General features: G+C 70.0%; 13 protein-coding genes. 10 read left to right on the forward strand and 3 right to left on the reverse strand.

Annotation, left to right across the window (positions count from 1 at the left end):
• Nucleotides 1-62: 62 nt before the first annotated feature.
• The gene (gene tcuC, locus MKK53_RS17450) at nt 63-1,391 is read right to left on the reverse strand and encodes a tricarballylate/proton symporter TcuC (RefSeq protein ID WP_243929982.1); all 1,329 of its coding nucleotides are present in this window, start codon (nt 1,389-1,391) and stop codon (nt 63-65) included.
• Nucleotides 1,392-1,851: 460 nt separating this feature from the next.
• Between tcuC and MKK53_RS17455 the strand changes: the two genes are divergently transcribed.
• Genes MKK53_RS17455 through MKK53_RS17480 form a run of 6 tightly spaced genes read left to right on the forward strand, consistent with a single transcriptional unit; the run spans nt 1,852 to nt 7,679 of the window.
• Complete coding sequence (locus MKK53_RS17455) at nt 1,852-2,634, forward strand: IclR family transcriptional regulator (RefSeq protein ID WP_243929983.1); 783 nt, start codon at nt 1,852-1,854, stop codon at nt 2,632-2,634.
• Nucleotides 2,635-2,669: 35 nt separating this feature from the next.
• The gene (locus MKK53_RS17460) at nt 2,670-3,833 is read left to right on the forward strand and encodes a CaiB/BaiF CoA transferase family protein (protein ID WP_243929984.1); all 1,164 of its coding nucleotides are present in this window, start codon (nt 2,670-2,672) and stop codon (nt 3,831-3,833) included.
• A gap of 10 nt (nt 3,834-3,843) precedes the next feature.
• Nucleotides 3,844-4,560, forward strand: a complete 717-nt coding sequence (locus tag MKK53_RS17465; RefSeq protein ID WP_243929985.1) for an enoyl-CoA hydratase/isomerase family protein — start codon at nt 3,844-3,846, stop codon at nt 4,558-4,560.
• A gap of 24 nt (nt 4,561-4,584) precedes the next feature.
• Complete coding sequence (locus MKK53_RS17470) at nt 4,585-5,412, forward strand: CoA transferase subunit A (RefSeq protein WP_243929986.1); 828 nt, start codon at nt 4,585-4,587, stop codon at nt 5,410-5,412.
• A complete protein-coding gene (locus MKK53_RS17475) occupies nt 5,405-6,160 on the forward strand; it encodes a CoA-transferase subunit beta (protein ID WP_243929987.1) in 756 nt (251 codons plus the stop codon). The genes MKK53_RS17470 and MKK53_RS17475 overlap by 8 nt, the downstream gene beginning before the upstream one ends.
• Before the next feature lie 34 nt (nt 6,161-6,194).
• On the forward strand, nt 6,195-7,679 hold the full coding sequence (locus MKK53_RS17480) for a class I adenylate-forming enzyme family protein (RefSeq protein ID WP_243929988.1): 1,485 nt from the start codon (nt 6,195-6,197) through the stop codon (nt 7,677-7,679).
• 114 nt (nt 7,680-7,793) lie between these two features.
• Here MKK53_RS17480 and MKK53_RS17485 read toward each other — a convergent pair whose 3' ends face one another.
• The gene (locus MKK53_RS17485) at nt 7,794-8,087 is read right to left on the reverse strand and encodes a hypothetical protein (RefSeq protein WP_243929989.1); all 294 of its coding nucleotides are present in this window, start codon (nt 8,085-8,087) and stop codon (nt 7,794-7,796) included.
• 404 nt (nt 8,088-8,491) lie between these two features.
• Here MKK53_RS17485 and MKK53_RS17490 point away from each other — a divergent pair, with 404 nt between their 5' ends.
• From MKK53_RS17490 to MKK53_RS17505, 4 genes are all read left to right on the forward strand, one after another.
• Nucleotides 8,492-11,743: an efflux RND transporter permease subunit gene (locus MKK53_RS17490; protein ID WP_243929990.1), complete on the forward strand. Its 3,252-nt coding sequence runs from the start codon at nt 8,492-8,494 to the stop codon at nt 11,741-11,743.
• Nucleotides 11,743-13,158: an efflux RND transporter periplasmic adaptor subunit gene (locus MKK53_RS17495; protein WP_243929991.1), complete on the forward strand. Its 1,416-nt coding sequence runs from the start codon at nt 11,743-11,745 to the stop codon at nt 13,156-13,158. Before MKK53_RS17490 ends, MKK53_RS17495 begins: the two co-directional genes overlap by 1 nt.
• Before the next feature lie 176 nt (nt 13,159-13,334).
• Nucleotides 13,335-14,015: a response regulator transcription factor gene (locus MKK53_RS17500; protein WP_243929992.1), complete on the forward strand. Its 681-nt coding sequence runs from the start codon at nt 13,335-13,337 to the stop codon at nt 14,013-14,015.
• Nucleotides 14,002-15,387: a sensor histidine kinase gene (locus MKK53_RS17505; RefSeq protein WP_243929993.1), complete on the forward strand. Its 1,386-nt coding sequence runs from the start codon at nt 14,002-14,004 to the stop codon at nt 15,385-15,387. The genes MKK53_RS17500 and MKK53_RS17505 overlap by 14 nt, the downstream gene beginning before the upstream one ends.
• A 28-nt stretch (nt 15,388-15,415) precedes the next feature.
• Here MKK53_RS17505 and MKK53_RS17510 read toward each other — a convergent pair whose 3' ends face one another.
• Nucleotides 15,416-15,715 carry a hypothetical protein gene (locus MKK53_RS17510; protein ID WP_243929994.1) on the reverse strand — a complete coding sequence of 100 codons (300 nt, stop codon included), beginning with the start codon at nt 15,713-15,715 and terminating at the stop codon, nt 15,416-15,418.
• Nucleotides 15,716-15,849 lie beyond the last annotated feature (134 nt).

The raw sequence follows: 15,849 nt of genomic DNA on the forward strand, positions 1-15,849 counted from the left end.
ATCCTCGGCTTTATGCATCGGCCGCCCGCGGACGGATCCGCGGGCGGCTCCGGGAGGGGACGTCAGGCGCGGGCGGGGGCGGCGAGGCGCTGATGCGCGTCGGCGGTCTCGCCGGCCTGGAGGTACTTGCGGGCGAGCAGGGTGCCGATCACCCCGATGATCGCCGCGCCGGTGAGGGCGAAGCCGGGGATCGCCTTGTCGCCCGTGACCTGGATCAGGTACGTGACCAGCGCCGGGGTGAAGCCGCCGAAGATCGCGTAGGTCAGGCTGTAGGCCAGCGACCATCCGGAGGTCCGCACGTTCGCCGGCATCATGGTGACGAGGGCCCCCACCAGTACGCCCTGCCACATGCCGTAGAGGGAGCCGAGGAACAGCTCCACGAAGAGCAGGCGGCCGAAGGACGGCTCGGCCACGAGCCACTGCATGCAGGGATAGGAGAACACGGCGATCCCCGAGGCCGCCGCCACCAGGATGCGCACCGTCCCGATCCGGTCCGCGAGGCTCGCCATGAGCGGCATCCAGACGAGGTTGGCGAACCCGAGCGCGACGGTGACGAGGAAGCCGTCCATCGGCGCGAGGTTCAAGACCTGCTTCCCGTAGGTCGGCATGTAGGCGGTGATCAGGTAGAACATCACCGCCGTCAGGGTGATCATCATCACCGCCGTGCCGACGATCCGCCAGTTCGTGAGCAGCGTGCGGTAGATCTGGCCCAGGCTCGGATGGCTCTTGCGGGCCTTGAACTCCTCCGTCTCCTGCAGCGAGCGGCGCAGGACGAGGATCAGCGGCACCAGGAGCGAGCCGATGATGAACGGCACGCGCCAGCCCCAGGCCTGCATCTGCTCGGCGGTGAGCACCACCCGCAGGCCGATGCCGATCACCGCCGCGAAGATGACGGCGACCTGCTGGCTGCAGGTCTGGAAGCTCACGTAGAACATCTTGCGGCCCGGAGGCGCGATTTCGGAGAGGTAGACCGAGACCGCCCCGCTCTCGGCGCCCGCCGAGAAGCCCTGGAGCAGGCGACCGAGAATTACGACGATGGGGGCGGCGATGCCGATCGTGGCGTAGCTCGGCACGAAGGCGATCATCACCACGCCCGCCGCCATGATCGACAGGCTGAGGAGGAGGCCGGCCCGGCGGCCGCGCCTGTCGGCATAGGCGCCGAGCACGATCGCCCCGAGGGGCCGCATCAGGAAGCCGACCCCGAAGGTCGCCCAGGACATGATGAGGGCGAAGTTCTCGTCGCCCGGCGGAAACAGGGTCTGCGCTACGTAGTGGGCGTAGAACCCGTAGACCATGAAGTCGAACATTTCGAGGAAGTTGCCGCCGACGACCCGCACCACCGCGCCGGTCCTTCCCCGTCTCTCCGCTGCCGTGCCCGTCTCTGTGGCCATGTCGTCCCTCCTCGTCATCCGCGGTGTCGGACCGCCCCCGCCGTGGACCACTCGTATTCGGCGACCCTTCGGCAGATGTTCTAAATATTAGAACGATGTATCATGATTCACGACGGTAAGGAGGTATCCTGCATGCTGTCAATGGGTCTCGGATAATCCCCGTGATGGTTGTGGACGCGCTTTCGCACCGCGAAAATCGCTGCGCCCGCCGTCCAGCCACCCCACCCCCTCAGCCGTCATGGCGGGGCGGAGCCGAAGCCTTCCAGAGCGCAACTCGTCCGGATGAGCCAATGCCGACTGGATGGCTTCGCTCCGCTCGCAGTGACGGCGAGGGACGGTCGGGGGTGGAGGCGACGGAAGAGGCGTCACACGGTGCTGGCAAGATCGTGCAGGTATGCCTTGACCGGACGGCGTCACGAGTCTACCAATTTCTCAGGACGCCGTTCTGATATTTGGAACAATGGACAGCACGCTGCTCAAAGGGTTGACCGTTCTCGAGCACCTCGCCGCCAGCGACGAGCCGCGCGGCGTGAGCGAGATCGCCCGCACGCTCCAGCTCACGAAGAGCAATGCCCACCGCACCCTCCAGACCCTCACGGCGGCGGGCTATGTGCGGGCGCTCCCGGGGGGCACCTACGAATGCACGCTGAAGCTGTTCGAGCTGGCGAGCGCCGTGCTGGCGCGGGTGGACGTGCGCCGGGTGGCCGAGCCCCACATGCGCGCGCTCGCCGATGCGACCCAGGAGACGATCCACCTGTCGCTGCTGGACCGGGCGGAGGTGATCTACCTCCACAAGATGGAGAGCCCGCAGCCGGTACGGGCCTACTCTTCCATCGGCGGACGGGCGCCGGCCTATTGCGTCGCCTCGGGCAAGGCGCTGCTGGCCTACCAGGAGGAGGCGTTGCGCCACCTGTCCGATCCCCTGGAAGCCCACACCTCCCGCACCATCACGAGCCTCGACGCCCTGCGCCGGGAGTTGGAACAGGTCCGGGTCCAGGGCTTCGCCATCAACAGGGGCGAGTGGCGCGAAGGCGTCTGCGGCCTCGCGTCCATCGTCCATGACGCCCTGGGCAAGCCGGTGGCCGCCATCGGCATTTCCGGCCCCGCCGCCCGCCTCACCCCGGCCGCCCTGCGCGACTTCAGCGAGGGCGTGGTGGACACCGCCCGCACCCTGTCGCGGGCGCTCGGCTACAACCCCATCGCCATGTCCTCCCGCCGCGCGCCTTCGCGCGAATTCGCCTGAGCCGGGCAGCCGCCCGCCATCCGAGGAGATCGCCCGTGCATCCGCTTTCCGGCATCCGCGTCATCGAATTCTGCAGCGTCGCCGCGGGCCCCTTCTGCGCCATGCTGCTCGCCGACATGGGCGCCGACGTCATCAAGGTCGAGAATCCCGGCGGCGGCGATTCCATGCGCGCCTGGCCGCCCCTCAACGAGGGGTTCAGCGAGAACTTCGCCTCCCTCAACCGCAACAAGCGCTCCGTCACCCTCGACCTCAAGGCCCCCGCCGACAGGGCGAAGGCGCTGGACCTGATCCGCTCGGCGGACGTGGTGCTGGAGAACAACCGGCCGGGCGTAATGAAGCGCCTCGGCCTCGACTATGCGAGCCTCGCCCCCACGCAGCCGGGCCTCGTCTACTGCTCCATCTCGGCCTTCGGGCAGGAGGGGCCCCGCTCGGCCGAGGCCGGGTTCGACCTGACGCTCCAGGCGATGAGCGGGGTGATGAGCGTCACCGGCGAGCCCGGCGCGCCGCCGGTCAAGTGCGGGGTGCCGATCTCCGATTTCGGCACCGGGCTCTACGCCGCCTACGCCATCGCCACGGCCCTGCTGCAGGTGCGCGCGGGCGGCCAGGGCGTGCACATCGACGCCTCGATGTTCGGCGCCTCCCTCGCGATGGGAGCGCTCCAGACCAGCGAGTATTTCGGCAGCGGAAAGGATCCCCGGCGCCTCGGCTCGGCCCATCCGCGCAACGCCCCCTATCAGGCGTTCCGCGCCAAGGACGGCTACTTCGCCATGGCGGCGGGCAACGACGCCCTCTATCGCGCCGCCTGCGCGGCGATCGCCCGGCCGGACCTCGCGCAGGACCCGCGCTTCGCCTCCACCGCGCTCCGGGCGCAGAACCAGCACGCCCTGTTGGACATCCTCGAGCGGGATTTCGCGGACGAGACCTGCGCCGACCTGCTCGCCCGCTTCCGGGCGGCGGGCGTGCCCTGCTCACCGATCAACGGCTATTCGGACGCCCTGGCCGATCCGCAGGTCGCGCATATGGGCTGGGTGCAGCCCCTCACCCTGCCGGGCGGAGCCGAAACGCGCACCTTCGTCTCGCCGCTGAAGTTCTCCGGCGAGGGGTTCCCGGTCTATCGCGAGCCCCCGGCGCTCGGTCAGCACAACGACGAGGTGTTCGGCCCCGAACAACAGCCCTTTCCACTCGCCAGGACGGCGTGAGGGCAGGGGCATGAGCGAGCTTCTGCGCGAGCGCACCGGCACCACCCTGGTGCTCACCCTCAACCGGCCGGACAAGATGAACGCCCTCTCGGCCTCGCTGGTCGATGCGCTCCTCGACGCCGTGGGGGAGGCGGCGGGCGACGGCACCCGGCTCCTCGTCCTCAGGGGCGAGGGGCGCACCTTCAGCGCCGGGTTCGATTTCGGCGGCTACGAGGACCAGTCGGAGGGCGACCTCCTCCTGCGCTTCGTGCGGATCGAGCAGTTGCTCCAGGCGCTCGCCCACGCCCCCTTCGACACGCTGGCGCTCGCCCACGGGCGCAACTTCGGCGCCGGGGTCGATCTGATCTGCGCCTGCGGGCGCCGCCTCGCCGACCCGGCTGCCACCTTCCGGATGCCGGGCCTGTCCTTCGGGCTGGTGCTGGGCACCCGGCGCTATGCCGAACGGGTCGGCGGCTCGAAGGCCCGCCTCACCCTCCAGGAGGGGCGCGTGTTCGACGCCGGGGAAGCGCTGGCCGACGGCTTCCTCACCGGCCTCTCCCCCGTCGCCGCCTGGCCGGACGCCCTCGCCTCGGCGGGGGAGGCGTCGGTGCGCCTGTCCGAATGGGCGAGCGCCGCCCTCCACCGGGCGGCGGCGCGGGACACCCGCGCGGACGACCTCGCCGACCTCGTCGCCTCGGCCGCACGGCCGGGGCTGAAGGACCGCATCCGGGCCTACCGCGCCGGCTGACCGATAGTCGAAAGGAGGAGTTCCATGAGCGCCGGAGCCTCGAAGATCGTCTCCCTCGCCGACCTCGCCGGGCGGGTGCCGGATGGCAGCTCGCTGGCTTTGGGGGGCAGTTTCCTGCATCGCGGGCCCTTCGCCTTCGTGCGCGAGCTGATCCGCCAGGGTCGTCGCGACCTCGAAGTGGTCAAGCAATCCCCCGGCTACGACATCGACCTCCTGTGCCGGGCCGGCGCCCTGTCGCGGGCCAAGGCCGGCATCGTGGCGATGGAGGGCAATTTCGGCCTCGCCCCGTGGTACCGGAAGGCGATCGAGACCGGGCAGGTCCGCCTGGAGGAACATGCCTGCGCGAGCCTGACGGCGGGCCTGCGCGCGGCGGCCTTCGGCGTGCCCTTCATGCCCTGCGGCGGCATCCACGGCTCCGACCTCGCCGCCCTGAACGGTTGGAAGACTGTCGAGGACCCCTACGGCAGCGGTGAGACGGTCTACGTCATCCCGCGCATCGCCCCGGACTTCGCGGTGATCCAGGCCAACGAGGTCAGCGAGGCCGGCGACGTGCGCGTCTTCGGCACCTCCCATTGGGACCGCATCATGAGCCGCTCCGCCAAGCGGGTGCTGGTGGTGGCCGAGCGCGTCGCCTCGAACGCCTCGTTCCGCGACCAGCCCGAACTGACCCTGGTGCCCCACTTCCTCGTGGAGGCGGTGAGCATCGTGCCGAACGGCGCGTGGCCCGGCTCCCTCTGGCCCGATTACGAGATCGATTACCCCGCCGTCGAAGCCTACATGGAGGACGGCCCGGGCGTGCTCGACCGCCACCTCGCCGCCGGCCCCGAGGCCCGGGAGGCCGCCCATGTTTGAGGGGCGCGCGACCGTGGAAGCCGGCTGGTCGGGCTTCTCCTACATCGTCACCAACCTCGCGCGGTTCGTGCGGCCGGACGAGATCACCTTCAGCGGCGTGAACTCGGCCCTGCCGATGCTCGCCTGCCTCCTCGCCAAGCAGGCGTACCCCTTCGACTTCACCTACATCAACGTCGCGGGCGGGGTGGATCCGAGCCCGTCGAAGGTGCCGATCTCGTCCTCCGATCCCGTGCTCGCCGAGGGCTCGCGCTCGATCTTCTCCAACGAGGATTTCTACGACCTCTGCACACGGGGCCTGATGGACCTGTGCTTCCTCGGCGCCGCCCAGGTGGACGGGATCGGCCGCACCAACGTGTCCTGCATCGGCGACTGGCATGCCCCGCGGGTGCGCCTGCCGGGCGGGGGAGGGGGCGCGGTGATGCTGCCCACGGCCCGCCGGGCGGTGACGTGGCGGACCGAGCATTCCCGGCGGACCCTCGTCGAGACCCTCGACTTCGTCACCGCCGCTGGGGGCATGCACGGCGTGGTGACGCCCATCGCCGTCTTCGTGAAGCGGGAGGGCCGGCTCGCCCTCGCCTCCTGGCACCCGGAGGCGAGCCTGGAGGAGGTCCGTGATCGGACGGGCTTCACCTTCGACGCGAAGGGCGCCGGGCCGACGCCTCCGCCGACCCCGGAGGAGCGGGCCGGGCTCGCCGCCCTCGATCCCGAGGGACGGTTCGCGGCCGACGCGAAGATCCGCCTGCGCTGAGGGGCGGGCACCAGCCACAGGGAGACGCGCCGCCATGACCGAGTCGATCAGTGCCCGCCTGCGGGCGGCCATCGCACGCCATGCCGAGGCGGGCCGCATCGCCCTCTCGGGCGAAACGCGGGTGTCCTACGCCGAACTCGGAGCCGGCATCGACGCGGCGGCGGCGATCCTCCACGGCCGGGGCGTCACCCGGGGCGACCGGGTCGGGCTGGTGGCGCCGAAGGACCCGGCGGCGATCATGGCCTATTTCGGGGCGATGCAGGCCGGCGCCTGCGTCTGCTTCGTCGAACCCGGCCTCGCGCCGGAGGTGCTGGCCGAGCAGGCCGCCCTGGTGGGCATGCGCCACCTCGTGGTCGCCCCGGCCCATGCGGAGCGCCTCGCGGTGCCGGCCCTCGAAGGCCTCGCCCGGCACGCCCTCGCGGACCTGAGCGGGGAGGGCGCCTTCGCCGCCGCGCTCGGCCCGGAGGACGAGGCGATGCTGCTCTTCACCTCCGGCAGCACCGGCCGGCCGAAGGGGGTGCTGCTGCGCCACAAAAGCCTGGTCTGCAACGCGGACGGGGTGCTCGCCCATACCGGCACCGGCCCCACCGACCGGCTCCTGCACGTGATGCCGCTCTACCATACGAACGGCCTCAACAATCAGCTCATCGTGCCCTTCCTCGCCGGGGCCGAGGTGATGCTGATGGAGCGGTTTCAGCCGGAGGCTGCCCTCGGCCGGCTGCGCACGGGCGGCATCACCTACATGACCGGCGTGCCCACGATCTATGCGCGGATGCTGCCGCACCTCCTGCCGGGCGAGCGCTTCCCGTGCCTGCGCTTCCTGCGCTGCGGCTCGGCGCCGATCACGCCCATCCTGCATCGGCAGATCGAGGAGGCGTTCGGCGTGCCCCTCGTCGTCTCCTACGGCCTCTCGGAGGCGACCTGCACCTCGACCATGAACCCGCCCGGCGCGCGCCGGATCGGCACGATCGGCACGGTGCTGAAGGGCCAGGAGGTGCGCCTGTTCGATCCCGTCACCGGCCTGGAGGCGGCGCCGGGTCGCGAAGGCGAGATCCGAATCTCCGGCCCGGCCCTGATGAGGGGCTATCTCGGGAGTGAAGAGGCGCCGATCACAGACGGCTGGCTGCGGACCGGGGATCTCGGCAGCTTCGATGCGGACGGCTATCTCGCCATCACCGGCCGCATCAAGGACGTGATCATCCGCGGCGGCGAGAACATCTCGCCGGCCCTGATCGAGCGGCATCTCGCCGTCCACCCCTCCATCCGTGATTGCTGTGTCGTGGGCGCCCCGGATGCCGATCTCGGCGAGGTGCCGGTCGCCTTCGTGGTGCTTCGCGACGGGGCAGGCCTCGACGAACCGAGCCTGCAGGCATTCGTGCGGGCCTCGCTCGCCCGGATCTACGTCCCGGCCCGGATCCGTCCCTTGGAGAGGCTCCCGCTGAACGCCGTCGGGAAGGTCAACCGGAAGGTCCTCCGGGATCTGGCAAACCAGGAGCAGACCGCGCAGGGCCCGCTTTGAAGCGACCATTGAATGAGATCGACCGCCCGGGATGGGCGTACTCTTGTCTGACGGGTTTTCGAGTCGAGCGGACCGATCGAGGGAAAGACGCGCCTCTCTTCCTGGCCCCGCCCCTCACGGATAGGCGTGCCGCCGGTTGCGCTCGAACGCTTGCCCGCAGGCCCGATCGAACAGGGTGCAGGGGGGCCTTTCGCCGCCGGGCTCCGTCAGCATCGGCTGGCCGCCGATGTCGCCGAGGGAGTGGGCCTGCGAGGAGCGGGAGCGCGGATCGAAATACGGATCGCTCGTGTAGCTGCTCATGAAGGCGCCACCGGCCGGCTGCTCGTTGCGGGCCAGGGCGGGGGCGGGGGCGGTCCAGGCCGACAGGATCGCCAAAATCGCGAGGGCGCACCGGCGCTGTCTCGACATCGCGAACTCCGAACGCGCAAGCCCGCCACGTCGGCGGTGCCGGAGAATGCTTGCGAACGCGCCCCGCCCCTGCAACCGAATAAATATTCAATCGCTAAAACCAAATATATATCTTGAAACTTAATTTATAAACACGCGTCGCGGCGACCGTGCTTTCGCGCCGTCCCTCGGCGTCCCAGCGGTCTGGGATAGGCGCATTTTAGAGCTTGCAGCCCAATTTTCCGTTCTAAAATATCTTTAAAAAATCAATCGCGAATTCATTCGCAAGACTATCCCGGCGGTACTATTTAGCAGCCGACCAGCTTCGCTTCGAAGAATTTTGAAATAGCGCCTTTCCTCTGTTCGACCGAGCGCGGACCTGCGCCGGCCGCGGGGCGGATCGTGCCGGGAAGCCCGATCGATCGATGAATCTCGTCCGCTTCGCCCTGAAATTCCGCAAGAGCTTCTACGTTCTGGCGATCCTGATGGCCCTGGCCGGCTTCGGCGCGATCGCCGTGGCGCCCAAGGACGTGCTGCCCTCGGTGAACATCCCCGTCGTCGTCGTGGTGTGGACCTATAGCGGCCTCGACGCCACCGACATGGTCCAGCGCATCACGAACTACAGCGAATTCTCGCTGTCGAGCAACGTGAACAACATCAAGCGGATCGAGTCGACGTCGATCCAGGGCACGGTGACCGAGCGGATCTCCTTCGATTCCGCGGTGAGCATCGACCTCGCGATGACGCAGGTCGATTCCGCCATGAACGCCATCCGCTCGCGGATGCCGCCGGGCGTGCAGCCCCCGGTGATCATGCGCTTCTCGGCCTCCTCGGTGCCGGTGATCCAGCTGGCCCTGTCCTCGACCACCGAGCCCCTGACGAAGGTGTTCGACTACGCCCAGTACCGCACCCGCCAGCGCCTCGCCCAGGTGCCGGGCTCGACCCTGCCCTCGCCCTATGGCGGCGCCCCGCGCCAGGTGATGGTCGATCTCGACCTCGCCAAGCTGCGCGCCGTGGGGATGACGCCCCTGGACGTGACGAACGCGGTGCTCACGCAGAACCTCGTCGTCCCCTCGGGCCTCGCGAAGATCGGGGGCCAGCAATACACCGTGCGGCTGAATTCGAGCCCGCGCCTCGTCGATCAGCTCAACCGCATCCCGATCAAGGTGGTGAAGGACCAGCCGGTCCTCCTGCGCGACGTCGCCCATGTCCGCGACGGGGCTCCGCCGCAGATCAACATCGTGCGCGCCGACGGCAAGCATTCCGTGCTGCTCCAGGTGCTCAAGAACGGCTCGGCCTCGACCCTCGCCGTGGTCGATGCGGTGAAGGCGGCCCTGCCCGACATCCGCGCGGCGGCGCCCAAGGGCCTGACGATCACGCCGCTGTTCGACCAGTCGGTCTTCGTCTCCGACGCCATCGGCGACGTGGTGCGCGAGGCGGTGATCGCCGCCGGGCTCACGGGGCTCGCGATCCTGCTGTTCCTGGGCTCGTGGCGCTCGACGCTGGTGGTCCTCGTCTCGATCCCGCTGTGCATCCTCACCTCGCTGGCGGTGCTGGTGGCGCTCGGCCAAACCATCAACGTCATGACGCTCGGCGGCCTCGCCCTGGCGGTGGGCATCCTCGTGGACGACGCCACGGTGGCCATCGAGAACACCTACCGGATGTTCGAGGAGGGCTACCCCTTCCGCCGCTCGGTGCTGGAGGGCGTGGCCGGCATCGCCAAGCCGGCGCTGATCTCGACGCTGGCGATCTGCTCGGCCTTCTCGGCGGTGTTCTTCCTCACCGGCGCCCCCCGCTACCTGTTCGTGCCGCAGGCCGAGGCGGTGGTGTTCGCGATGCTGGCCTCGTACCTGCTCTCGCGCACCCTGGTGGCGATCCTCATCGACGTCCTCGTCGCCCCGGAATACGCCCGGCACCACGGCGGCGGCCTCCCCGCGCCGGAGGCCAAGCCCCGGCGCCGGGCGCCCCTCATGCGCCTGCTCGCGCCGCTGGCGGGGCTCCTGCGCCTCCCGCTGCGCGGCGCCCTGGCGTTCCGGGCGGCCTTCGAGCGCGGCTTCGCGCGCTTCCATGCGGGCTATGTCGGCCTGCTCGGCGCGGTGATCCGGCGGCCGGGCCGGGCGCTCGCCGGGGTGGCCTGCGTCTTCGCCGTGACGGCGGGGCTCTTCCCCTTCGTCGGCCAGGATTACTTCCCGCAGATCGAATCGAGCCAGATGACGCTCCACATCCGCACCCGGCCGGGGATGCGGATCGAGGAGGCGGAGAAGACCTTCGCGCAGGTGGAGGACATCGTCCGGCAGGTGGTGCCGAAGGACGAGCTCGGGCTGATCCTCGACAACATCGGCCTGCCGGCGTCGAACTACAACTACGCCTTCATGGACGCGTCCTTCGTCGCCTACAACGACGGGCAGATGCTCATCAACCTGAAGGGCGAGCACAGGCCGATCTCGTTCTACGAGCGGCGCCTGCGCAAGGTCCTGCGGGATGCGTTCCCCTCGGACGTGTTCTACTTCCAGCCCTCCGACATCATCACGCAGATCCTGAACTTCGGCACCGTGGCGCAGATCGACGTGCAGGTCTCCGGCCGCCACGACGCCCGGGACCTCGCCGTGGCCCGGGACCTCGTGCGCCGCATCTCGGCGGTGCGCGGCGCCGTGGACGTCCACCTGCACCAGATCGTCGATGCGCCGCAGATGGCCGTGCACGTCGACCGCCGGCTCGCCTCGGAGATGGGCGTCAGCGAGCAGACGATCGCCCAGAACCTCAACGTCTCGCTGTCGGGCTCCTTCCAGGTCAGCCCGAACTTCTGGGCCGACCCGAAATCCGGCACGCCCTACCAGCTCTGGGTGCAGACGCCGGAATGGCGCAACGACGACATCGCCCGGCTGATGAACACGCCGGTCGCGGTCCACGGCACCGGCGACGGCGAGCCGGGCATCCCGGTCCTGCTCTCGAACATCGCCACGATGCGGCGGCAGCCGGAGCAGACGGTGATCAACCACATCGACACGCAGCCGACCTTCGACATCCTCGCCAACGTGCAGGACGCCGACCTCGGCAGCGTGAGGCGCGCGGTCGAGGGGATCGTCGCGCAGGCGCAGGCGCAGCTGCCCGCCCCCGACAAGATCCGGGTGCGCGGCCAGATCGAGAGCATGGAGAGCGCCTTCGCGCATATCGAGACCGGCCTCGGGATCGCGCTGGTGGCGGTCTACCTGCTGCTCGTCCTCAACTACCAGACCTGGGCCGACCCCTTCGTGGTCATCGCCGCCCTGCCGCTCGCCTTCTGCGGCATCGTGATGAGCCTGTTCCTCACCGGCACGGCCTTCTCCATCCCGGCGCTGTTCGGGGCGATCATGTCGGTGGGGGTGGCGAGCGCGAACTCGATCCTGCTCGTCACCTTCGCCAAGGAGCACCGGGAGGCCACGGGCTGCTCCGCCAAGGAGGCCGCCCTGATGGCCGGCCACACCCGCCTGCGGCCGGTGCTGATGACCGCCTCGGCGATGTTCCTCGGCCTGATCCCGATGGCGATCGGCTCGGGCGAGGGCTCCGAGCAGAACGCCGCGCTCGCCCGCGCCGTGATGGGCGGCATCGGCATGGGCACGCTCTCGACGCTGCTCTTCGTGCCGCTCCTCTACACCCTCTTCCGCCGCGCCCCGATCAAGCCCCTCGAGGATTATTGATGAGCCCGTTCACCGATCCCCAAGACGCCGGGAATGATGGCACCGGGAACGGTGCCGCCGGGGCCGGCGCCGTGGAACGGGCCCATGCCCAGGCCGTCGCGGCCGATCCCCTGCGCCAGGACGCGGCGGGCGAGACCTTCGCCCACGCCGCCCTGCCCCCGCCGCGCAAGCGCCCGTTCCTGATCGCGCTGCTGGCGCTCGGCAGCGCCCTCGGGCTCGGCGGCTGGCACCACTGGCAGACCTACCGCACCTCCCTGGACACCCAGGCGGACGCGGCCGGCTTCGTGCCGACGGTGCGCACCGTCCCCGCCGCCGAGGACGACGGGCCGATCAGCCTGACCCTGCCGGGCCAGACGGAGGCCTTCGACCATGCCGACATCTTCGCCCGCGCCACCGGCTACGTCGCCGAGCGCAAGGTCGATATCGGCTCGCGGGTGAGGAAGGGCGACCTGCTGGTGCGCATCGCCTCCCCCGATCTCGACCAGCAGAAGCGCCAGGCCGAGGCCCAGCTCGGGCAGCTCCAGGCCCAGCTCGCCGTCGCCCACGCCGACGTGGAGCAGGCCAGGGCGAACGTCACCCTCGCCAACGCCACCGACGCCCGCACCGCGACGCTCGCCGGCCAGGGCTGGGCCTCGAAGCAGAACGCCGACCAGAGCCGGGCGCAGATGCTCACCGCCACGGCCTCCCTCACCGCCGCGGACGCGAAGGTGAAGGTCGCCGAGGCCAACATCACCGCCCAGCAGGCCACCGTGGACCGGCTGCGGACGCTCACCACCTTCGAGGACGTGACCGCCCCCTTCGACGGCATCGTCGTGTCGCGCAGGGTCGATGTCGGCGACCTCGTCCACGCCGATTCCGGCGGCGGCTCGCCGCTCTTCGCGGAGGACAGCACCGACGTGCTGCGCGTCGCGGTCCAGGTGCCGCAATCGGCGGCGGTGAGCATCCACGACGGCGTGGGGGCGACGGTGCAGGTGGCCCAGCTGCCGGATCGCACCTTCGCGGGCACGGTCTCGCGCAGCTCCGTGGCGCTCCGCTCGGCGGTCCGGACCCTCGACACCGAGGTCGACGTGGGCAATCCCGACGGGGTCCTGCGGCCCGGCCTCTACGTCAGCGTGACCTTCGCCGTGCCCCGGGCGCATCCGGGCGTACGCATCCCCGCCGAGGCGCTGATCTTCGACGCGGCCGGCACGCAGGTGGCGGTGGTCCAGCCCGACGACACGGTGCAGCTGCGGCCGATCACGATCGCGCGCGATCTCGGCACGTGGCTGGAGCTCCGCAGCGGGCTGAAGGGCGGCGAGACGGTGGTCCTGAACCCGCCCGCCGACCTGCACGATGGCAGCCGCGTCGTCCCGAAAGGCACCGTCTCCTCGGGGGAGCCCGTCGCCAAGCTCTCCGTGCAGGCCAGCGCGGAGTGACCGGCATGGCCGAGGACAGCCCCCCTTCGATAAGCTTCGCCGACGAAATGACGCACGCCCCCCGCCCCGACGGGCCGCCATTTGACTCCGATGCCGAAGAGCCTAACTCCGGCGACCCGTCCGAGACGCCCGCGCGCAGGGCGGTCCGGCGGGTCCATAATAAGAAGGAAAAAAGGATGGCCAGCGTTCTTGTCGTCGAGGACGACCGGCGGGTCGCCGCCGAGATCGGCTCGGCCCTGACCGAGTACGGCTTCCGGGTCGATGAGGCCTCGAACGGGTCCATCGGGCTGAAGAAGGCCCTGGGCGGCGACTTCGACGTCATCGTCCTCGACCGCATGTTGCCGGAGATCGACGGCCTCGTGCTGCTCACGAAGCTGCGCGCCGCCAAGGTCTCCACCCCGGTCCTCATCCTCAGCGCCCTCTCGGCCGTGAACGAGCGGGTGGACGGCCTGCGCGCCGGGGGCGACGACTACCTCGCCAAACCCTTCGAGTTCATCGAGCTCACCGCCCGGGTCGATGCCCTGGCCCGGCGCAAGCTGGCCGCCGAGGCGGTCAACGAACTGGTGGTCGGCGACCTGCGCCTCGACCTGATCGAGCGGGTGCTCCACTGCGCCGACCGGGAGATCGAGCTGCTGCCGAAGGAGTTCGCGATCATCGAGTTCCTCATGCAGAACGCCGGCGTGCTGGTGAGCCGGAAGATGATCTTCGAGTCGGTCTGGGGCTACAGCTTCAATCACCAGTCGAGCGTCATCGACGTGCACATCGGCAAGATCCGCAAGAAGATCGATCCCGACGGACTGAACCCGCGCATCCACACCGTGCGCAACACGGGCTTCATCCTCCGTGCGACTGCTTGAGGTCCGCCGCACCAGCGGGTTCCGGGTCGCGTGCCTGTTCTTCGCGACCTTCGGGACCGCCTCCCTGGCCCTGTCGGGGTTCCTCTACGTCGACACCCGCAGCTACGGCCGCAAGGCCGCCTTCGAATGGGTGGGGTGGGAGTCCAAGCATCTGCTCGGCCTCTCGCCGCGCGCCCTGCGGGAGCGGATCGACGCGTCCGAGGATTTCGCGGAGGGCGGGCGCCCGCTCACGCTGTTCGGCCCGGACTACGCCCACCGGGCCGGGGCGCCGATCCCCTTCCCCCGGGCGGCCCCCGTCGGCCACCCCTTCATCCTCACCCACCGGACGGACCACGGCCCCCGCACCCTGTTCAGCCAGCTCAGCCGGCTTCCGGACGGGGACTACGTCCTCGTCAGCCGCTCGGCCAAGGATCTGGAGGCCCTGGAGAAGGCGCTGGTGGAGACCTTCGTCTGGGGCATGGCCGCCACCGTCGTCATCGGCCTCATCGGCGCGGTGATCTTCGGCGCCGGGTCGCTCCGCCAGAACGACGCCATCACCAAGGCCGTCGAGCGCATCATGCGCGGCGACCTGAGCGAGCGGCTGCCGACCCGGGGCGTCTCGGCCGACCTCGCCCACCTCACCCGCGTCGTGAACGACATGCTCGATCAGCTCGAGCGGCTGATGCTCGAGATCAAGGGCGTCAACGAGAACATCGCCCACGACCTGCGCACGCCCCTGACGCGGGTGGTGGGCACCCTGGAGCGGTCGCTGCGCAAGGCCGACAGCGTCGAGGCGTTCCGCGCCTGCAACGAGGACGCCCTGGTGGAGGTGAAGGACATCGTCATCCGCTTCTCCGCCCTGCTGCGCATCTCGGAGATGGAGGACCGCCTGCGCCGCTCCGGCTTCACCGAGGTCGACCTCGCGCGCCTGCTGGAAGACGCGGTGGAGTACTACGAGCCCCTGGCTCTGGAGCGGGAGATCCCGCTCCGCTGGGAACGACCGGAGGAGCCCTGCCTGGTCGAGGGCGACCGCAGCCTGATCTTCGAGGCGGTGAGCAACCTCATCGACAACGCCCTGAAGTTCACGCCCGCCGGCGGCGAGGTGGAGGTCGCCCTGCTGCAGGCCCCCGCCGGCATCCGGGTCGCGGATACGGGCTGCGGGATCCCGGCCGACGAACTGGGCGCCGTGCGGGAGCGGTTCCGGCGGGGGGCCCTGATCCGGGGCAAGGGGGGCTTCGGGATCGGGCTCAGCCTCGTGGACTCGATCGCACGGCTGCACAGCGCCGTCTTCGACATCGCGAGCGACGGGGGCGGCACGCGCGCGACCCTGGTCTGGAAGCCGGCCATGCCGACGGCCGGCCCCCTGGCGGTGGGCCCGGCCCGGAGCGCGTAGGGCGCGCCGCGGCCGGGGGCCTCCCCGCTCAGTACGAGTCGCCGGAACCCCGGCGCTGCTGGGTCCGCAGGCGGGTCCATTGCCGGTTGGCGGGGATCGCGCCCACCGCCGTCGGGCGCTGCGCCGCGAGGGAGCCGCTCGCGCCCTCCGCGTTCTGCCACATGCCGCCGGACCGGTCGTTGCCCTGCGCGTAGGCGTCGGCATCGAGCCCGTCGCCGCCCGTGCGGATGATGAGGTTCGGGTCGATGCGCGGCGGGGTCCCCTCGGCAGAGGCGGCGCCGGACATCAGGACGGCCCCGAGGGTGCAGGCCAGGACGATGGTCTTCATGGCGGAATCTCGTATTGGTGGCGTCGCTCGCTGGCGACATGCCATCATAATGTATCTACCCAAGTATAAATTCAATGTTTTATCAAACAATAAGGTTTTCATCTTGAACATCCGGTTCGATTTTTAAAGCCGAT

This window comes from Methylobacterium sp. J-076, from assembly GCF_022829405.1.
Lineage (GTDB): Bacteria > Pseudomonadota > Alphaproteobacteria > Rhizobiales > Beijerinckiaceae > Methylobacterium.